Origin of the sequence: Streptomyces mirabilis (genome assembly GCF_039503195.1) — a bacterium.
Lineage (GTDB): Bacteria > Actinomycetota > Actinomycetes > Streptomycetales > Streptomycetaceae > Streptomyces > Streptomyces mirabilis_D.
In genome coordinates, this window is record NZ_JBCJKP010000001.1 from 1,012,013 (window position 1) to 1,031,380 (window position 19,368).

General features: G+C 71.3%; 14 protein-coding genes. 11 read left to right on the plus strand and 3 right to left on the minus strand.

Features of this window, described 5'->3' with window-relative positions; all coding sequences use genetic code 11:
* Positions 1-20: 20 nt before the first annotated feature.
* The 3 genes from AAFF41_RS05150 to AAFF41_RS05160 all read right to left on the minus strand — a co-directional run bounded on the left by AAFF41_RS05150 (position 21) and on the right by AAFF41_RS05160 (position 4,758).
* The gene (locus tag AAFF41_RS05150; protein WP_343323560.1) at positions 21-1,460 is read right to left on the minus strand and encodes a hydrolase; all 1,440 of its coding nucleotides are present in this window, start codon (positions 1,458-1,460) and stop codon (positions 21-23) included.
* A 93-nt stretch (positions 1,461-1,553) separates the two neighbouring features.
* Positions 1,554-2,978 carry an RICIN domain-containing protein gene (locus tag AAFF41_RS05155; protein ID WP_343323561.1) on the minus strand — a complete coding sequence of 475 codons (1,425 nt, stop codon included), beginning with the start codon at positions 2,976-2,978 and terminating at the stop codon, positions 1,554-1,556.
* Positions 2,979-3,105: 127 nt separating this feature from the next.
* Positions 3,106-4,758, minus strand: a complete 1,653-nt coding sequence (locus AAFF41_RS05160) for an eCIS core domain-containing protein (RefSeq protein WP_319751623.1) — start codon at positions 4,756-4,758, stop codon at positions 3,106-3,108.
* Between the two features lie 231 nt (positions 4,759-4,989).
* On the opposite strand from AAFF41_RS05160, the gene AAFF41_RS05165 reads away from it, so the two are divergent.
* From AAFF41_RS05165 to AAFF41_RS05215, 11 genes are all read left to right on the plus strand, one after another.
* Entirely contained in the window at positions 4,990-6,570 is a 1,581-nt protein-coding gene (locus AAFF41_RS05165) for a phage tail sheath subtilisin-like domain-containing protein (protein WP_319751622.1), read from the plus strand.
* A gap of 65 nt (positions 6,571-6,635) precedes the next feature.
* Positions 6,636-7,079 carry a phage tail protein gene (locus tag AAFF41_RS05170; RefSeq protein ID WP_054230236.1) on the plus strand — a complete coding sequence of 148 codons (444 nt, stop codon included), beginning with the start codon at positions 6,636-6,638 and terminating at the stop codon, positions 7,077-7,079.
* Entirely contained in the window at positions 7,079-7,555 is a 477-nt protein-coding gene (locus AAFF41_RS05175) for a hypothetical protein (protein ID WP_319751621.1), read from the plus strand. The genes AAFF41_RS05170 and AAFF41_RS05175 overlap by 1 nt, the downstream gene beginning before the upstream one ends.
* A complete protein-coding gene (locus tag AAFF41_RS05180) occupies positions 7,552-7,710 on the plus strand; it encodes a DUF6760 family protein (RefSeq protein WP_095856654.1) in 159 nt (52 codons plus the stop codon). The genes AAFF41_RS05175 and AAFF41_RS05180 overlap by 4 nt, the downstream gene beginning before the upstream one ends.
* Before the next feature lie 3,615 nt (positions 7,711-11,325).
* The gene (locus AAFF41_RS05185) at positions 11,326-11,751 is read left to right on the plus strand and encodes a phage tail protein (RefSeq protein WP_054235291.1); all 426 of its coding nucleotides are present in this window, start codon (positions 11,326-11,328) and stop codon (positions 11,749-11,751) included.
* Between the two features lie 15 nt (positions 11,752-11,766).
* Positions 11,767-12,492, plus strand: coding sequence for a CIS tube protein (locus AAFF41_RS05190; RefSeq protein ID WP_097282743.1), 726 nt, complete (start codon positions 11,767-11,769; stop codon positions 12,490-12,492).
* Positions 12,492-14,408 (plus strand): VgrG-related protein, encoded by a 1,917-nt coding sequence (locus AAFF41_RS05195; RefSeq protein WP_319751619.1) that lies wholly within the window; start codon positions 12,492-12,494, stop codon positions 14,406-14,408. Before AAFF41_RS05190 ends, AAFF41_RS05195 begins: the two co-directional genes overlap by 1 nt.
* Before the next feature lie 40 nt (positions 14,409-14,448).
* Positions 14,449-14,889, plus strand: coding sequence for a GPW/gp25 family protein (locus tag AAFF41_RS05200; RefSeq protein WP_319751618.1), 441 nt, complete (start codon positions 14,449-14,451; stop codon positions 14,887-14,889).
* Positions 14,889-16,847, plus strand: a complete 1,959-nt coding sequence (locus AAFF41_RS05205) for a putative baseplate assembly protein (protein WP_343323562.1) — start codon at positions 14,889-14,891, stop codon at positions 16,845-16,847. The genes AAFF41_RS05200 and AAFF41_RS05205 overlap by 1 nt, the downstream gene beginning before the upstream one ends.
* The gene (locus AAFF41_RS05210) at positions 16,844-17,401 is read left to right on the plus strand and encodes a phage tail protein (RefSeq protein ID WP_060901264.1); all 558 of its coding nucleotides are present in this window, start codon (positions 16,844-16,846) and stop codon (positions 17,399-17,401) included. The genes AAFF41_RS05205 and AAFF41_RS05210 overlap by 4 nt, the downstream gene beginning before the upstream one ends.
* On the plus strand, positions 17,398-18,891 hold the full coding sequence (locus AAFF41_RS05215) for an NADase-type glycan-binding domain-containing protein (protein ID WP_343323563.1): 1,494 nt from the start codon (positions 17,398-17,400) through the stop codon (positions 18,889-18,891). The genes AAFF41_RS05210 and AAFF41_RS05215 overlap by 4 nt, the downstream gene beginning before the upstream one ends.
* Positions 18,892-19,368 lie beyond the last annotated feature (477 nt).

Below are 19,368 nucleotides of genomic sequence, written 5' to 3' on the forward strand. Positions count from 1 at the left end.
TCGCTTACGAGGGGGAGGATTCAAACGGTGAACTTGACGGCCTCGAGCCAGAGCAGGTTGCTCAGGGTCCCGCCGAAGATGTAGTTGTCCCCGCCGGGCTCGTCGCAGCCCAGGCCGTGCCAGCCCTCGTTGTGGACGTGCGTGGTCTGGCAGACGACGCTCTTGCTCTGGCCGACGTTCATGGCGAAGCCCAGCATGTACGGGTCGTCCTTCTTGGTGCTGCCGATGTAGAGGTCGGCGCCGTCGACCACGCCCTTCCACGGCCCGAAATAGTGCCCGTTGCCGTTGGTCGACCGGGAGTCGTAGACGAAGGCGGTGGCAGCGGTGCCGTCGGTGTCGGACGTGGCGAGGTTGAGGGACTTGATCGGGCGGTTCTGTCCCACGGTGCCGGCCATGGCGCCGTCGCACACCGGTTTGGTCCAGCCCTTGTCCGTCAGATAGGCCCGGTAGCAGATGTGCCGTCCGGGGTCCTGCGCGGCCAGTTGCGCGACGGCGGTCGCCGCCGTGTCCTCCTGCGGTGTGGCCGACTCCTTCGGCTTGGTCTCGGAGGAACCTCCACCGCCCCCTCCGGAACCGCTCGCGGCCTGTGTCTCGGGCGCCGAGGGCACGACCGGGGCCTCGGCGCTGGGCGAGGGAGGCGTGGGGGGCGCGGCGGAGGTCGAGGGGCTGGGCGGCAGCGTGCTGATGCCGGCTTCCTGGAGCTTCTCCGTGGCGGACGTGCGCACCTGGGGCTTGTACGCGATCCACAGCATCACGAACGTGATCGCCAGCGCCATGAACACACCCAGGAACGTGGCGAGCCAACGCGGCAGGAACCCGCGCTGCACATACGTGCCCTCCACCGGCTGCGGACCCGTACCCGAACGCTGAATCGCCAGCGTGTACGGCCGCTGCTCCTTCGACCCGAACCAGATGATCTGCCGCGGCTTCAGCGTCGCCTTCACGAACGCCGCACGACCCGGCTCGATCTGAACATTGCTCGGATGGATGTCGTACGACAGATGATCGCCGTTGTCACTGCCACTGACCGACGCCGTCAGCCTCGTATTACCCAGATTGTCCACCGCCAGCTTCGGCCGCCCCCGAAAACGCCCCTTCACCGTCGGCGGCACCAACTCCGCCCGCACCTCCGTGAACGGCGTGATCGTCAGATTCCCCTCGGGAACCGTCGTCGCCTCCGGATGCTCCGTCGGCGTGATCCGCACCGCGAACGGATTCGGACCCGCCACCGCGTCGGGAGAACGGGGTGGCGAGAACGTCAACTCCACCGTCCCCGTCGTCCCCGGATACAGCCGCAGCGTCTGCGGCTCCACCACCGTCCACGGCGCCACATCACCCACCGGCTCGAACCGGTACTCATCCACCACGTCACCGGTGTTGCGCAACCGCAACCGCACCTTGGTGCTACCACCGGGATCCACAGTGCTGGAGGCAGGCTCCAGCGAAGTCCAAAGGCTCACCCCGTCGACGCTATGGCCGGGACCTCGCTCCCGTCAGCAAGCGTCGGGGCATGACGGCTGCCCAAAGAGTTGCGGCGCCCTGCCCTTTGTGGGTCAGGACGGGTGGACGATGTCCCACTCCTGGTCGTCGGTGTTGCTGCAGTAGTAGATCGTGAGCGGGGTGTCGTTGCCGCCGGTGCTGAAGCCGGCGACGTCCAGGCACAGGTGGTTGCTGGAGTAGTTGCGGATCCAGTAGTGGCCGTCGTCCTGCTTGTCGAGCCACCACAGCTGGTTGTCGGCGGTCGTGCCGTCACACCGGAACTCGAACACGCCGGTCTGCGCGGGCTTGGCGCCGTAGTCGGGCAGGTCCATGCACAACTGGTCCTTGACGTTGCGGATCTGGAAGAGGTCCGACTTCTCGGGACCGCCTCCCTTCTCGCGCACTTCGAGGTTCCAGAGCTGGTTGTCATGGGTGGTGCCGTCGCAGGTGAACTCCCTGACCGGGCCGTTCACCGAACCCTTGTCGTAGCCCGGGATGTCGGCGCACTTCTTGGTCGTGGGGTTCCTGAGCACGATGTTGCTCGCGGGCAGCGGCCCGGTCGCCGTCTTCTTCGTCGCCTTGGGACTGGCCTCCGCTCCGCCGCCGCCTCCTCCACCACCGCTCTCGGGCGTCTGCTGCGGCTGGGACGGAGCCGCCGGGACGTCCGCCGGCGCGGAGCTCGGCGCCTGCGACAAGGACGGGGTGGGTGCCGGGAGCGTGCTGATGCCGGCTTCCTGGAGCTTCTCCGTGGCGGACGTGCGCACCTGGGGCTTGTACGCGATCCACAGCATCACGAACGTGATCGCCAGCGCCATGAACACACCCAGGAACGTGGCGAGCCAACGCGGCAGGAACCCGCGCTGCACATACGTGCCCTCCACCGGCTGCGGACCCGTACCCGAACGCTGAATCGCCAGCGTGTACGGCCGCTGCTCCTTCGACCCGAACCAGATGATCTGCCGCGGCTTCAGCGTCGCCTTCACGAACGCCGCACGACCCGGCTCGATCTGAACATTGCTCGGATGGATGTCGTACGACAGATGATCGCCGTTGTCACTGCCACTGACCGACGCCGTCAGCCTCGTATTACCCAGATTGTCCACCGCCAGCTTCGGCCGCCCCCGAAAACGCCCCTTCACCGTCGGCGGCACCAACTCCGCCCGCACCTCCGTGAACGGCGTGATCGTCAGATTCCCCTCGGGAACCGTCGTCGCCTCCGGATGCTCCGTCGGCGTGATCCGCACCCCGAACGGATTCGGACCCGCCACCGCGTCGGGAGAACGGGGTGGCGAGAACGTCAACTCCACCGTCCCCGTCGTCCCCGGATACAGCCGCAGCGTCTGCGGCTCCACCACCGTCCACGGCGCCACATCACCCACCGGCTCGAACCGGTACTCATCCACCACGTCACCGGTGTTGCGCAACCGCAACCGCACCTTGGTGCTACCACCGGGATCCACAGTGCTGGAGGCAGGCTCCAGCGAAGTCCAAAGGCTCACGCGGGGACGTTAGCCGCAGGTCCGCTCCCGGGGCAGTGGCCTCAGGGGTAAGGTCCCTGCATGAACAGGTAGGGCGCGGTGCCCTCTCGGCCCTGTGGCCGGGGCAGCGGCACCCGGCCCGACCCTGTCAGCGCCGGGGCAGCGTCCCCCCGGTGGCCACGACGACGAACTGCGCGTAGGAGTCCGCGTTCATCAGGGCCCGCCTGCCCATGGCGTACCAGTTCAACTGCTTGTGGGGGTGGGCCGGTTCGTCCTGACCGGTGTACTGGTCCGGGTCACGGGCGACACGTTTGTCCAGCCTGCCCGCGGAGTGCTGCGCCAGCTGCTGCTGACTCCAGCCCAGGTCCTGTGCCATGCCCACGTCGGCCCGGTCCTCGCTGAGTTCGTGCTCGTAGGGGCTGTACTGGAAGTCGAGCGTGCCGGCGAACCGGTGGGTGGCCTCGTGGATGATGTACCAGACGTTCTCGCCGGGTGTCCGCAGGTTGATCGGACCCTCGCGTCCGGCGTCCATCGTCGGCAGCTCTTCGCTCTTCATGTCGTGGGGCCTGAGCCGCTCGCCCAGGGTGGGGGCGACCCAACCGGCCACGTTGGCCTGGCCGGACCCCAACGCACCCAGGTCGTACCACGCCGTCTCCCCCGCCAGCGCGATCTGCGCGCCCGACGCGTTCAGGCCCGTCTGGACCCGGGTGAGAACCTCCACGACATGCGACAGCAACGGTTCGATCTGCTGCGGTGTGGCCCGCTGGAAGGCCGGGAAGCCGGACCTGAGCGCATCGAGGAGCCGGCCGCCGGGAGGTCCGCCCGCCCCCAGCATGGCGATGGTCTCCGCCATCTTCCTCTTGGCGTCGACCAGCGCGTTGCGGACCCTGGCCTCGCGTTCCTTGTAGGCGGCGCCGTTCCGGTGCGCCTGTGGGGTGTCGGGGATCGTGCCACGCTGCGAGAACTCGACGTTCCCACTTCCGAAGTGACGCCTGGTGACGTCGTCGTACTTGTCCCCGTGGCGCAGACCGTCGGCCCCGACGCCCAACTGCGCGGAGGTGGCGGTCTGGGCGGGGTTGGTCTCGTCCTGCCAGACACCCGATGCCGGAATTCCCATGGCGAAGCGGGTCTGGGTGCTGGCGTTGTACGTCCAGACCGTGCGCTGGATCGCCGGCGCCCCCGCCTCCGCCGTCCCCGACCCGCTCCGCTCCGCCGTGTGGTCGACGGCGCGCTGCACGGGCGGCGCCCCGCTCATCACCCGCCGGGCGTTCTCCTCCGCCTGGACCTCGGCCCAGTCCCCGCGATCGGACATCATCAGCCCGGAGCCGTTGTCGGTGCCGGGAACGGGGCCCCGGATCTGCTGACGGTAGTGATCCAGCTCGTGGGCGAGGACGTGCTTGTCCTGACCGTCCCAGACCACGTCGGGTCCGGAGGTGAACGCCTTCGCACCGATCTGCGCCGCCGCCCGCTGGGCCGCCGCGTCGGTGTGGACGCGTACACCGCTGAAGTCCTCTCCGCCGTACCGGCCTTCCATCTCGGTCTGCAGCGGAGCGTCGAGCGGCCGGCCCGGGGACCGCAGCACCTCGTGCACCGCGGAACGCTGGACCGAGGGCCCGTGGCCGCAGTTCGCGTCGTGCTCGTGCCGCTGCTCCTCCACGGCACGGGCCACCGCCGCGTTGCCCGCGGCGCGCTGCAGCGCCAGGATCCCCGCGGCGGGCCCGGGCGCGGGGGCGCGGCCGGACGGCCGGCCCTCGCCCGTCCGGCCACGGGTCTTGTCGGTCTCCTTGCCCTGCGCGTGCACTAGGACTCCATTCGAACGCGGGTGCACCAATCTGCAAGGTGTACCGGACGGCGCCGTCATGGGGAACGCACTCAAGGGCAGTCCTGGGGGCAGCGTCCCTCATCGCCCGCGCCATATGCCCCTGGGGGCAACACAGCTGCCCCCGACCCGGCACCGCAGGACGTTTCGGGGGGCGCGCTTCGCGCGTGAGGGTGAGTGACGTCCCATCTCGTACCCCGAGGAGAGCAGAGCATGCCGTCCTACCTGTCGCCGGGCGTCTACGTCGAGGAGGTGGCCAGCGGCTCGCGTCCGATCGAGGGCGTGGGCACCTCGGTGGCGGCCTTCGTCGGTCTCGCCCCGATCGGCCCCCTGCACGAGCCGACACTGGTGACCAACTGGACGCAGTACGTGGCGGCCTTCGGTGAGTTCACCGACGGGTACTACCTCGCGCACTCCGTCTACGGTTTCTTCAACAACGGCGGCAGCGCCGCGTATGTCGTCCGGGTCGGCGGAACGCCCGGCGGCGCCTCGGGCGACTCCGCGGCCCCCGCCGCGGTGACCGGCTCCGGCGCGCAGGCCGCGCTGCCGCCGGGTGAGCCGAAGCAGCTCGGCACGTTCTCGGTGAGCGCCGTCGCGGGCGGCAGGCTGAGCGTCGAGGTCGCCGACCCCGAGGGCGAGGGCCCGGCCGAGCGGTTCAAGCTGATCGTCAAGGACGGCGACAAGGTCGCCGAGACCTTCGACGTGACCGCCAAGAAGGGCGGTCGCAACTATGTGGTCACCCAGGTGAAGGAGCGCTCGAAGCTCGTCGCCGTGCAGGAGGCCGCGCCCGCCGCCCAGCTGGCCCGCCCCGACAACCAGACGGTGGCGCTCGCGGCCCCGTCCGCTTCCGCCCCCGCCGTCCCGGCGACCACGGACGGCGGCCACCCCGGCCCCGCCCAGTACCTCGGCGACTCCGCCGACCGCACCGGCTTCGGCGGCCTGGAGGCCGTGGACGAGGTCTCGATGGTCGCCGTCCCCGACCTGATGGCCGCCTACCAGCGCGGCGCCATCGACCTGGAGGCCGTCAAGGCCGTCCAGCTCGGTCTGATCGCGCACTGCGAGCTGATGGGCGACCGGGTCGCGGTCATCGACCCGCCGCCCGGCCTCAACGCCCGTCAGATCCGGGTGTGGCGCCAGGAGACGGCCGGCTACGACTCCAAGTACGCCGCCCTCTACTACCCCTGGGTCAAGGCCTTCGACCCGGCCACCGGTCAGTCCCGGCTGATCCCGCCGAGCGGGCACGTCGCCGGCATCTGGGCCCGCAACGACTCCGAGCGCGGAGTGCACAAGGCGCCCGCGAACGAGGTCGTACGCGGAGCGGTGGACCTGGAGCTCCAGATCACCCGCGGTGAGCAGGACCTGCTCAACCCCATCGGCGTCAACTGCATCCGCGCCTTCCCCGGCCGCGGCATCCGCGTCTGGGGTGCCCGCACCATGTCCTCCGACCCGGCCTGGCGCTACCTCAACATCCGCCGGTACTTCAACTACCTGGAGGAGTCGATCCTGATCGGCACCCAGTGGGTGGTGTTCGAGCCGAACGACCACGCCCTCTGGGCCCGGATCCGGCGCAATGTCTCCGCCTTCCTGGTCAACGAGTGGCGCAACGGCGCCCTCTTCGGCTCGCGGCCGGAGGAGGCGTACTACGTCAAGTGTGACGAGGAGACCAACCCGCCGGAGTCGGTCGACCTCGGCCGTGTCATCTGCGAGATCGGTATCGCGCCGGTCAAGCCCGCCGAGTTCGTGATCTTCCGGCTGGCCCAGTTCTCCAGCGGCAGTGGTGAGTTGGAGGAGTAGTACCGCCCTCTCGGCCACCAGCTCCGCCCCGTACGCCCAAGAAACCGTAGAAGGACAGAGAACAGATGAGTCTCCAGCCGGGTGACGCCCTTACTTCACACAATTTCGGCCTCCAGATCGACGGTGTGATGGTCGAGTACCTCGCGGAGGTCAGCGGCCTCAGCATCGAGCAGGACGTCATCGAGTACCAGCAGGTCTCCTCTCAGGGCATCCCCGTCACGAAGAAGCTGCCGGGTGTGAAGAAGGCCGGCACCTGCACGGTCGTCCGCGGTATGACGCAGTCGGCGGCCTTCAACCAGTGGATCACCGAATCCGTCGCCGGTCAGATGAGCACCGCCCGCAAGAACGCGACCATCATGGTGATGGACTACATGAACAACCCGGTCAAGCGGTACAACATGCGCAACGCCTGGTGCAGCAAGATCGACACCAGCACCGTGAAGGCCGGCGAGGCGTCCGCGCTCACCGAGACCGTGACGATCACCTTCGAAGAACTGGTCATCGAGTAATGCGCCGTACGGCTCCCAGGGCCGCGGCCGTCGCCGAACCGGAGCCGGAGCAGACCGCTGCTCCGGCTCCGGCGCCGGGCCCCGCCCCGACCGCAGCCGCGCAACCGCTGCGCACCGAGTTCGAGTTCGAGCTGCCGCGCGGGTACGTGGACGACTCCGGCACCGTGCACCGGCACGGCGTGATGCGGCTCGCCACCGCTCGCGACGAGCTGGTCCCCTTGCGGGACATGCGGGTGCAGGAGAACCCTGCGTACCTGTCGGTCGTGCTGCTCGGCCGGGTCATCACCCGGCTCGGCACGCTTCCGCTGGTGCACGACGGGGTGGTGGAGAACATGTTCGCCTCGGACCTGGCCTTCCTGCAGGACTTCTACCGTCAGGTCAACGCGGAGGGCCACACCCGTGCCGCCGTGACCTGCCCGCACTGCGAGGAGCCGTTCGAGGTCGAACTCGGCGGGAGCCGCCTGGGGGAATCGTGACGTACGCGACCGACCGCATCCAGGAGGAGATCGCGTACATCGCCTATCACTTCCACTGGAGCCTGGAGACCATCCTGGATCTCGAACACCGCGACCGGCGCGGCTACACGGAACAGATCGCGGCACTCGTCAACCGCGGCGCCGGAGAAGGGTGACACGGCGTGGGGCTATTTGATCGGCTGCGCGGCGGCGGGGGCGGCGGACCCGAGCGGGGATCCGGCAGCGGTTCCGCCGCCGCGTCCGCTTCCGGACCGGCGGGCGCTCCAGCTTCGGCTTCGGCAGGCGGTACGGATGCCGGGGTGAGCGGTACGTCCACGGCGGGCGATGCGGGGCGGGGAGCCGGAGCGCGGGTGGTCCGGCCTGCCGCCTGGCCCGCGCTGCCGCCGATCCAGCGGGCCACGGACCGGCCGGGCGCCGTCGCCGACGCCGGGTTCGGCGGCCGGCTGACGACCTGGCAGAACCCCTCCTTCACCGGCACGCTGTCGCACGCCGTCCTCGACGGCGCGCCCGGCGGACTGGTCAAGGGCCTGCTCGCCGCCCCGGTGGGACCTGCCTCCGGGCTCGAACTCCCCTCGCTCTCCCTGCCGGTGGCCTCGCCCGTGGAGTCGGGCGAGGAGACCGGTGCGCTGCCCGTGCAGCGCATGAGTTCCCCGGTGGCGGCCCTCGGCCCGGCAGGCCCACGGGTGACGCCCGCCGCTGCCCGGGCCACGCGGCCGACCTCGCTGACCAAGGCACCGGCCAGGCCCGCGGTACAGCGACGGGCTCTGCCGGCGATGAAGCCGTCCGCGCCGTTGCCGTCCGTGTCGCAGCCGTCCGTACCGCAGCCGTCGTCGGCGCCCGCCGTCGCCGTCCCGGCTTCCGGTGGCCGCGACAGCGGCAGTGGGGGAACGTCGGTCGGTTCTGCCGCTTCGGTAAGTGCTTCCCGGACATCGGGCACCGCTCCCCGGGCTTCGGCTCCCGCCGCCCCGCTCCCGGGTTCCGGGACACCGGCTGCCTCCGTCGGCCCGGCCGCGCCTCGCGTCTCCGTGTCGCGATCGCGCGACGGTTCCGCCGCCGGGGCCGATCTTCCGGTCCAGCGGAGTACGTCGGGCGTTTCCGGACGTACGGCGCTGGAGGCGCCGCCCGTTGGGGACGAGCCGTCGGCCGCGGCATCCGTACCGGCGTCGCCCCTTCCGGCAGCATCGGCGGCATCGGCGGCACCGGCGGCACCGACCGCTCCGGTGGCTCCGGTGACTCCGGGCGGCAGCCCGACTGCTGCGGGGCCGCCCCGTCGACGCGCGGGGCTGGGCGCGCCCTTGTCCACTCCGCCTTCGCACGCCACGCCGGTACGACGTCCGGTGCAGCGTGCGGCGGGAACCCCAACGGGGCGACCGGCCGCACACACCGGTGCGACGACTCCCCCCGCTCCCTCCGCGACGACGTCTCCCAGGAGGCCGTCCCCAGAGCCAGGGACGCCACGTTCGGGTTCGTCGTCATCAGGTGCGGCACCGTCTCGACTGGAGATTCCCGAGGCGGGAGCCCCGTCCGGGGACCTGCCTGTTCAGCGTGCGGTATCTTCCCCGACCCCGACCCCGACCCCGGCTCCGACCCCGGCTCCGGCTCCGGCTCCGGCAGTTTCCGCCGCGTCAGGGACGGCCACGGTGAGCAGCTCTGTCGTACAGCGGGCCGTCGTGGCGAAACCTCGCGCTCAGGAACGTACGAGTGCGGTGGAGGGAACGGCGAAGAGTCCGGAGGGCAGTCGGCCCGTCGTCCCCCGGCAGGACGGTGGCGCGGAGCCGGTCGCTCCCGCTTCCCCGCCGTCGCCGCGTCCACCGGTGCGCCCGCTCGCTCCCGCACGCGCACTGACCTCGCTGCTGCCCCGCACGCCTCCTGCCGCCGCCGTACAGCGCCGTACCGCTCCCGCGGCCGTACCGCTGCGGCGCGCCACCACAGCCGACAACGGCCGTAGCGGGTCCCGTTCCGGCGGCTCCGACGGCGGTTCCACGAACGGCCCGTCGGCGCGGCGCTCCGACGGGGCCGGGCCGGCAGGAGCAGCCGGCCCGACAGGGGGCACGTCCATCGCCCCCGGTGGGGCCGCAGCCGGAACGTCCCCGACGTCGCCGCCGGCCCCGACCCCGGCCGTACAACGTTCCTCGGCGGCCGGGACCCGTCCCGGGCCCGGTGGCAGTCTGGTACCCGGTCCGATACGCCGATCGCCCGAGGCACCGGGAACGGCACCTTCGTCGACCAGGGCGCCTGGGGTTCCCAGTGGCACCGGTGCCGTGGTGCAGCGGGCAGTGTCGCCACCCTCGGTCGGCGGGCGCGTCGCCGGTGCCCACGGCGGTCAGGCAGCGCACGGCCCCGAGGCTCCCGGCGCCGGTGCTCCGGTCCTCCGGCGCCTTGCCGGCGTCCCCCTTGCTCAACCCGGCGCCGTTGCGAGCGGCTCGTCGGCGCGACGCAGCTCGGCCTCCGCAGGTCCTACGAGGCCGTCGACGCCTGGCTCACCGACGACAACTGCCCCTGCGGTCCGGCGCGTTGCCTCCTCGACTCCCTCGGCTCCCCCCACTTCCTCGACTCCGTCGGCACCGCTGCCCCGCGCGAGTGCGTCACCGGCAACACCCACCGGCGCCACAGGACCACTCGCCTCTCGCGCATCTGTGCCGACTCCAGCGCCAGTACCAGTACCAGAGGATGCCGGCATCGCCCGGTCGCATGTCGCCGGGGCCGCCATGCCCCCCGTTTCCCCCGTGCAGCGCTCGGCAGTTCGGCAGCCCGAGACCTCGACACCCGCACCCCAACCCCAGGTGTCCGCGAAGCAGCACCGCGCTCCTCGCTCCGCTGCCTCGACCCCGCGTCGCCTCGGCCTCGGCGCCCCTGTCGTCCAGCGAGTCGCCTCCGAGCCCGCTCCGCCGCGGCAGGCACCCGACACACCCGCCGTTCAGCGCTCGACCGCTCGCCACACCCCTGCGCACCCGCTGCCCGCCGAAGGCGTTTTCCCCGGTCTCACGCCCCCGGCGACGCACAGCGCCACCCCCGTCGTACGGCGTTCCTCCACTCCGAGCGCGCCCATGCCTCGCCCGTCGGACGGACTCCTCCTTCCGGCAGACCCGACAGACACGGCGCGACCGACACGACCGACGCGACCGACGTCACCGATTCAGCTCATGAAGTCGACGACCCGAGCGCAGCCGGCACCCCCAGCGCCCCGGGTGAGTTCCGCGAGCCCCACCCCCACAGCAGCCGTTCCCCTCCACGCCACCCCCGCCGCTGCACCCGTAGCCCTGCCGGTACAGCGCTCCTCGGCCGTACCTCCCGTACTTCCCGCGCCCCCCGCATTTCCCGCACCCACCACCCTCGGCACCGCACCCACCACCATCACCACGCCCACCACCCCTGCCATGCCCCCGGCCCTGCCCTCGGTCCAGCGGGACGTCAACCCGATGTCCCCTCCCGCGTACTCGCCCGCCTCGCCTCCGCCGACGCCACCGCCGCCGCCTCCTCCGAGCGGCCCCCCTCCCCGTACTCCGCGACCGAGCCACCCCGTCTGCCACTGCCCTCGCACGCCGAGCGCGAAGAGGCCCCGCCCACGTACACCGCCGTCGATTTCGATCCCCGGTCCCTGACTCAGGGTCAGATCGACGAGCTGACCCACAAGATGGCCGGGCCGATCACCCGCTTGCTGCGGACCGAACTCCGCCTCGAGCGGGAGCGGATCGGCAAGTTGCGCGATCCCCGTCGCTGACCCCCCACCACCCCGTACGACACGCCACCCCAAGAAAGGCCGATCCCCGATGGCCACCGATCGAGACCCGGGCTCCACCATCTTCTTCACCCTCACCATCGACGGCGAGAGCCTCGGTTACTTCAACGGGTGTGAAGGACTCTCGTCGCAGGTGGAGATCGAGCAGCGCCAGGAGGGCGGCAACAACGGGTTCGTGTGGCAGCTTCCGTCCCGCGTGACCTTCTCCAACATCCGGCTGACCCGCCCCCTGACACCGGACACGGCGAAGGTCGCGGCCTGGGTGTCCTCCGTGACCACGGGGGTCAAGCGGCCGACGGCGCAGATCGCGGCGTTGCGCGCGGACGGCTCGGAGGTGGCCCGCTGGGGTCTGCTCGACGTGCTCCCGGTCAGTTGGCAGGGGCCCTCCCTCGACCCGGCCAGCCCGGCCGTGGCCACGGAGGTGCTGGAAATCACCCACCACGGGTTCACGGACTAGGGAACGGCGAAGAACATGGCAGGCAAGTCAGGAAAGGGCGCGGGCAAGAGCCTTGTGAGGGCCACGCTGGCCATTCACGAGCCGCCCATCGGCCGCAGCACCACTCCGGGCGGGTTGATCAAGACGTTCAACTTCGACTTCAACCCCTCGACGCTCTCGCTGAGCCGGCGCGCCCGGTGGAAGACCACCCCGACCGCGGCCGTGCGGGACGGCTCCCTCCCGGAGTTCATGGGGCCCGAGCCCCGCGAGATGACCGTCGAGATCTTCCTCGATTCGTCCGACGACCCGACCAGCAATTCGGTGCTGAAGAAGGTCGAGGCGCTGTTCTCCTGCTGCGAGGTGACGACGAAGAGCATCGCGGCGAAGCAGCCGTCCACGCCGTGGGTGGTGTTCCAGTGGGGGTCGTTCTCGACCGCGCGGTTCACGGCGTACGTCAGCTCGGTGGACGCCAGTTACTCCCTGTTCGGCACGACGGGCGTGCCGATCCGCGCCACCTGTCAGGTGCATCTGCACGAGATCCCCAGCAAGACCAAGGGGCAGAACCCGACGTCGGGCGCGCTCACCGCGCAGCGTGTGCACCGGGTCGTCGCGGGCGACTCGTTGCAGTCGCTGGCGTGGCGGGAGTACGGGGACGCGGCGGCCTGGCGTGCGATCGCCGAGGCGAACAACATCGACGACCCGAACCGGCTCTCGAACGGCACCGAGCTCGTGCTGCCCGCCGCCGAAGAGGTGGGTTTCTGATGGTCCAGCCTTCGTACTCCAACGTCGTCCACGTGACCGTGGACGGCAGTCCGGTCCCGGAGAAGATCGCCTCCGACCTCGTCGGCTGCTGGGTCGACCTCGGGGCGGGGGTGCCGGCCGCGTTCCGGCTGACCTTCCGCGACCCGGACCGGCTGGTGCTCGGCGAACTCGGCATCCAGTGCGGCACCCCGGTGACGCTCGCGCCGGTCGCGGACGGCCAGGGCGCGGCCTCCCCGCTGCTGACCGGCGAGGTTACGGGCATGGAGACCGACTACGACGGCACCGGCACCTTCACCGTCATCCGCGGCTACGACATGGGCCACCGCCTGATGCGCCAGCGCAGGGTGGCCGCGTACCGCAACCAGACGGCCGCGGACATCGCGAAGAAGCTGGCCACGATGAACGGCATTCCGATCGGCAGGGGGAAGGGCGGCATCAAGCCCACCACGACGGTCTACGAGTTCATCAGTCAGGCCAACGTGACCGACTGGGACTTCCTCGCCCGGCTCGCCGACGAGAACGAGGTGGTCATGTCGCTGGACTCCGAGGGGAAGTTCCAGTTCGCCAAGGCCGACCCGGCCTCCACCGCGCCGCCGACCAGCACCCCCGGCGACAAGAGCCCCTTCGTGCTGCAGGGCGGCGTCGACGTGCTGCGCTGCCGGGCCGCGGTGACCTCTGCCGACCAGGTGGCCAAGACCGAGGCGCGCGGCTGGAACGTCACGACCAAGAAGAAGCTCACCGCCATGTCGCCCGCCACGTCCAACGACGGCTTCGCGATCGGCACCACCCCGCAGAAGACGGCGAAGAAGTTCAAGACGGCCAAGCTGGTCGAGACCGACACACCCTACGACCGCCTGGCCGAGGTGAAGGTCGCCGCCAAGGCCCTCGCCGACGACGTGACGTCCTCCTTCGCCGAGCTTGAGGTCATGGTGTTCGGCAACCCCAAGCTGCGTCCCGGCGTTCCGGTCACGCTGACCGACGTGGGCAAGCCGTTCGAGGGCAAGTACACGGTGACATCCGTGCGGCACGTCTTCGGCTACGACGAGCACTACCAGACCTGGATCACCGTCAGCGGCCGGCAGTGGCGCTCCCTGTACGGCCTCACGTCCGGCGGGGGCTCGGCCACCGCCCCGAAGCTGCCGAGCGTGGCCAACGCCCTGGTGACGAATGTGCAGGACCCGCTGAAGCAGGGACGGGTCAAGCTCCAGTTCCCCTGGCTGGACGACGCGTACGAGAGCGACTGGACGCGGACCGTGCAGCTCGGCGGGAAGGGCGGTGGCGGGGTGTTCCCGTTCGACGTCAACGACGAGGTGCTGGTGGCCTTCGACCGCGGCGCCCTGGACCACCCGTTCGTCATCGGTGGCCTCTACAACGGCAAGGACAAACCGACCGTGGTCAGTGACGTACCGCTGCACGACGGGCTGAAGAAGCAGGCGATCCGGCACACCCTGTCCGACCGGAAGGGCAACCGGGTGGACCTGCTCAGCCAGCAGACCGGTGCCCGCAAGCAGGGGGTGCGGATCGCCTCCGGCAACGACAGGCTGATCATCAATCTCGATCGTACGAAGACCGAGATCACCGTGGACAGCAAGGGGTCCGTCACCATCAAGGGCACCCGGTCGGTGTCGGTCGAGGCCGGCACCGATCTCACCCTGAGCGCGCGCCGGAGTCTGACCATCAAGAGCGGCGGCCCGCTCAACATCGAGGGCCGCGGGCTCGTCAACCTCAAGTCGCTCGCCGGTGCGGTCACCGTCGACGCGATGGGGGCGCTCAGCCTCAAGGCGATAGGCGCCGCGACGCTCACCGCCGGTGGCAGCGTGCAGGTCAACTCCATCGCGAATGTGGGCATTCGGGCCATCACGCTCGCCTTGCAGGGTGTGGTGCTGGTCAACAACAAGCCGTATCCGCTGCCGTGACGGCCGGGACGTACTTCAGGAGTAGGCGGGTGGCCCTCTGATGGCCGAGCAGTTCGTTGGATCCGGCTGGGCGTTCCCCATGCGCATCGGTCCCACCGGGGGCATCGCCATGGTCAGCGGAGAGCGGGAGATCGAGGAGGCCATCCGGCTGGTGCTGGCCACCGCGCCGGGCGAGCGGCCGATGCGGCCCGAGTTCGGCTGCGCCATCCACGACCTGGTGTTCGCGCCGGTCAACGAGGCGACTGCGGGCCGGATCCAGCACGAGGTGTACACGACCCTCGACCGCTGGGAGCCGCGGATCGAGGTCAACGACGTCGAGGTGACCGCGGGGCCCGACCAGGGCGTGCTCTTCATCGACGTGCGCTATTCGATCCGCGGCACCAACAACCCGCGCAGCCTGGTCTTTCCGTTCTACGTCATCCCATCCCACGAGGAGCCCGACGCCTTGGGCACGGGCAACTCCCTTGAAAGCGACCGCTGATGGCACTGCCCTCCCCGAACCTCGACGACCGCCGCTTCCAGCAGTTCGTCGACGACGCCAAGCGCTACATCCAGCAGCGCGCCCCCGAATGGACCGACCACAACGTGTCGGACCCCGGCGTCACCCTCGTGGAAACGGTCGCCCACATGGCCGACCAGATCGTCTACCGACTCAACCGCGTCCCCGAGAAGAACCACCTGGCGTTCCTCGACCTCGTCGGCATCACGCTGTTCCCGCCCTCGGCCGCCCGTACGGATCTCACGTTCTGGCTGTCCGCGCCGCACGAGGAACCCATCGTGCTGCCCGTGGGAACCGAGGCCGCCACCGTGCGCACCGAGAACGAGGAGGCGGTCGTCTTCGCGACCGAGCGCGAACTGACCATGGTTCCCTGCTCGTTGCGTCGTCTCGTCGTACAGCAGAACGGTGGCGCGGTCACCGACCGGACCGCCGATCTCGCCGAGGGCAAGGACGTACTGTGTTTCGCGGAGTCGCCGAGCCCCGGTGACTGCATGCTCCTGGGCCTCACCGCCGCCGTACCGCACTGCGCGCTGGGCCTGGAGCTCGACAGCCGGGTCGACGGTGTCGGTGTCGATCCGCGGCAGCCACCGCTGGTCTGGGAGGCGTGGACCGAGGACGGCTGGGCGGCCTGCGAGGTGGACCGGGACGGCACCGGTGGTCTGAACCGGCCCGGTGAGGTGGTCCTGCACATCCCGGGCGGCCACACCCTGTCGCGCACCGGCGGTCAGGAGGCGGGCTGGCTGCGCTGCCGGGTCACCGAACCGCTGTCCGACCAGCCCTTCTACACCACGTCTCCGACGATCCGGTCCGCCGAGGCGTTCACCCTCGGCGGGACCACCTCGGCCATCCACGCGGAGACCGTCCAGGACGAGGCGCTCGGCGAGTCCACCGGTCTGCCCGGGCAGCGACTGCGGCTCGCCCACTTCCCCGTCGTGGGCGACACCCCGCCGGTGCTGTTGCAGACCGCCGAGCGCGACGGCTGGGTCGACTGGGACGTCGTCCCGCACTTCGCCGCGTCGGGTCCCACCGACCGGCACATCACCCTGGACGCGGCGACCGGCGAGATCGCCTTCGGGCCCGCCGTCCGCGAAGCCGACGGCACGCTGCGCCAGTACGGGACGGCGGCGCCCAAGGGGGCCGTGATCCGCGCCCGCCGCTACCGCACCGGTGGCGGCCGGGCCGGGAACGTCGCCCGGGGCGCTGTCCAGGTGCTGCGCAGCTCGGTGCCGTACGTGGCCGACGTCGTCAACCGGGAGGCCGCCCGGGGCGGCGTCGAGGGCGAGACGGTCGAGGAGGCGAAGACCCGGGCGCCGATCACGCTGCGCGCCCAGGAGCGGGCCGTGACCCTGCGCGACTACGAGGAACTGGCCCGGCGCGCGGCCCCCGAGACGGCACGTATCACCTGCCTGGAGGGCGAGGAGGGCGAGCACGGCGCCTACGCGGTCCGCGTCCTGGTCGTCCCGCAGGCCGTGCCCGACCCCGGCGGCCGGCTGCGCTTCGAGCAACTCGTCCCCGGCGACGCCCTGTTGCAGCGCATCACCCGCCACCTCGACGAGCGCCGGCTCATCGGCACCCGGCTCGCGGTCGGGCCGCCCTTCTACCAGGGCGTCACCGTCGTCGCCACCGTGCACGCCTTCCGCGGGGTCGACACCGACCGGGTGCGCCGCCAGACCCACGACGCGCTCTACCGCCATCTGGACCCGCTCACCGGCGGCGCGGACGGCACCGGCTGGCCGTTCGGCCGGCCCGTGCAGGCGGGCGAGGTCTTCGCGGTGCTGCAACGTGTGCCCGGCGTCGAACTCGTCGACGCGGTGCAGCTCCACCCCGCCGACCCGCTGACCGGCAAGCGCGGCGACCCGACCGACCGGATCGACCTGGAGGCCCCCTCGCTGGTGTTCTCCTTCGACCACCGGGTCCGCGTCATCGGAGACGGCTCATGAGGGGCTCCATCGACGGTCTGGAGTCCTCGGCGCCGATCGGCGGCATGCTCCCCGCGGTCTTCGCCGACGACGACCTGGCGCTGCGCTTCGTCGCGGGGCTTGACGAGGTGGTCGCGCCGATCCTGCTGGCCCTCGACTGTCTGCACACCTACTTCGACCCGGCGCTCGCACCGGCCGACTTCGCCCGATGGCTGGGCACCTGGGTCGGCGCCGAGGTCGACGGGACGGAACCGGACGCGCGGCTGCGCGCGGCCGTCGCCGCCGCCGCGTATCTGCATCGCGTACGAGGCACCCGCCGCGGCCTGTCCGAAGCGGTGCGCCTCGCCTTCGGTGTCGAGCCGGAGATCACCGAGAGCGGCGCCGCCGCCTGGGACCCGCGTCCGCTCGGCCCGGTCCCCGGCGACCGCCGCCCCCGGCTGCACGTCACGCTCCGGCTGCCCGAGCCGACCCCGGCGGACGAGTACCGGCTGGAGAACCTCGTGGCGGCCGCCCGTCCCGCCCACATGCCCTACACGGTCCAGGTGACCGCCGCCGAAAGGATCCCCGAGAAATGACCACCCAGACCCCAGGCACCGGCCCCGGGCGCGCCCCGGCCTGCGCCGAGTGCGGCACCCGGGCGGAGCCCGGCCAGTCCTTCTGCGACGCCTGCGGCGCGGTGCTCGACTGGGCCGGGGAACCGGCTCCGGCGGGGGTCGCGGCCCGGACCCGTCGTCCCGCGGCTGCCGCCGACGAGGCGGCGCCGACGGCCGGCGACGAGGGCTCCCGGGCGGCGGGATCCGCCGGGTCGGCCGAGGGCGAGCCGGGCTGGGACGCATTCGCGCGACCGGGCGCCGGTACGGGAACGGCTCGTACGGCACACGACACGGCGGGCTCCATCGCGGAGGCGGACACCGTGAGTGCCGGCAGGGCAGGCACCGCGCGACCCTCACCCGACCCGCACGAGGACGATGCCGTCGGCAGCGCACCGGACGCGTCGGCCCCCAGTGCGCCGGTATTCGGTGACGCGGCGGATCCGAGCCCGATGAGCGACGACACCGCGCGTCCCCACCCGGCCCCCGTCGCCGCCCACGGCTCCGTACCGGCCGCTCCCGCGCGGCCGGACGAGACCGCGGCCACCGAGCCCCTGCCCTCCGCCGCCCCCGACCGGGACTCCGCGGCCGAGCGGGCCAGGTCCCTGCTGGTGCCGGTGGCAGACCCGGAACCGCGCGTCGCGCCGTCGGTGGCACCCGTACTGCCCGGCCGCCCCGCGGCGAGCCGCCCACAGGTCCGTACCCCGGTCGCGGAGCCCGGTGCGGACGGGGGTGTGCCCTGTCCCTGGTGCGCCACTCCCAACCGGCCGGACCGGCACTTCTGCGGACGTTGCGCGCTGTCCATGGCCGGGGAACGGCAGGCGCCGGGCCGGCTGCCCTGGTGGCGTCGGGTGCTCAACTCCCGCAACGGTGAGGTGCCGTGGGCCGGGGACCGGCCGCGACTGCGGCGGGGCCTCGGACGCGTCATGAACTGGGTGGTCGGCGCGGTGGTGCTCGGCCTGCTGGTGTTCGCCGTGACGAACACGGGGACGGCCGTGCAGGCGGTGAAGGACCACTTCGCCAAGCGGGTTCCGGTCGGCCCGGACCACGTGAAGGCGTCCCGTTCCTTCGCCGGTCACGGCGCGGGGCTCGCCTTCGACAAGCTCAACAACACCTGGTGGGGACCCGGCGTCTCGGAGTCCGGGGACGGAGAGTGGCTCGAGGCCCGCTTCGAACAGCCCACCCGGCTGCTGGACGTGATCATCACCTCGGGCACCTCCGCCCGCGCGGACCAGCTCACGAAGTCGGCGCTGCCGCACCGTATCGAGGCCCGGATCACCACGGCGAACGGCAAGACGAGCACCCGCTTCCTCACCCTCGACCAGGTTGCGGGCGGTCAGCAGCGCAAGTTCCGCGTGGGTGATGTCACCTCGGTCCGTTTCATCATCCGCTCGGCCTATGGCACCGCCCGGGACAAGCAGGTCTCCATAGCCGAGATCGAGTTGTTCGGTCCGTCGAGCGCCAACGACTCGTAGGCACACCGAAGGCTCGTGGGGAAGGTGCCATTCCTTGGTCGGGTGCTTCCGGTTCTGGCCGAACTGGGAGGATGACTCCCGCGGTACCGCCGCGGCCTTACCGTAGAGGGAAGGCACCAGACCCGAGGAGAAGCGCCACCTGTGCACGACGCACCGATCTACGCCCAACTGATCTCCGAACGAGGGGACATACCCCTGCAGGTCCGCAACGAGGCCCGCAGAATCCAGCGCGATCTCGAATGGATCCTCAACAGGGATCCCTCGTCGGGCGGTCTCCTCCCGAGACCGCCCGGCGCTCCGGGCCCCGGCCCTCGCGCGCTGCCCCCGTCTCTTCCTCCCGGGAACAGCTCCACCGGTTGGCTTTCCTGACGGTACGTCAACTCCGCTGTGCCGCCCGGGTGGGAGCGTGCCGCCGTCCCCAGGGAACGGCGGCCGCTTCACTCCGTCACTCGTCCATCGCCGAACCGGGCGCCCGCG

What these genes read in the sequence shown, in the direction of transcription:
- AAFF41_RS05210 (WP_060901264.1), top strand. Translation starts at nt 16,844, where the DNA reads ATGAGGGGCTCCATCGACGGTCTGGAGTCCTCGGCGCCGATCGGCGGC.
- AAFF41_RS05195 (WP_319751619.1), top strand. Translation starts at nt 12,492, where the DNA reads ATGGTCCAGCCTTCGTACTCCAACGTCGTCCACGTGACCGTGGACGGC.
- AAFF41_RS05165 (WP_319751622.1), top strand. Translation starts at nt 4,990, where the DNA reads ATGCCGTCCTACCTGTCGCCGGGCGTCTACGTCGAGGAGGTGGCCAGC.
- AAFF41_RS05205 (WP_343323562.1), top strand. Translation starts at nt 14,889, where the DNA reads ATGGCACTGCCCTCCCCGAACCTCGACGACCGCCGCTTCCAGCAGTTC.
- AAFF41_RS05175 (WP_319751621.1), top strand. Translation starts at nt 7,079, where the DNA reads ATGCGCCGTACGGCTCCCAGGGCCGCGGCCGTCGCCGAACCGGAGCCG.
- AAFF41_RS05215 (WP_343323563.1), top strand. Translation starts at nt 17,398, where the DNA reads ATGACCACCCAGACCCCAGGCACCGGCCCCGGGCGCGCCCCGGCCTGC.
- AAFF41_RS05170 (WP_054230236.1), top strand. Translation starts at nt 6,636, where the DNA reads ATGAGTCTCCAGCCGGGTGACGCCCTTACTTCACACAATTTCGGCCTC.
- AAFF41_RS05190 (WP_097282743.1), top strand. Translation starts at nt 11,767, where the DNA reads ATGGCAGGCAAGTCAGGAAAGGGCGCGGGCAAGAGCCTTGTGAGGGCC.
- AAFF41_RS05185 (WP_054235291.1), top strand. Translation starts at nt 11,326, where the DNA reads ATGGCCACCGATCGAGACCCGGGCTCCACCATCTTCTTCACCCTCACC.
- AAFF41_RS05200 (WP_319751618.1), top strand. Translation starts at nt 14,449, where the DNA reads ATGGCCGAGCAGTTCGTTGGATCCGGCTGGGCGTTCCCCATGCGCATC.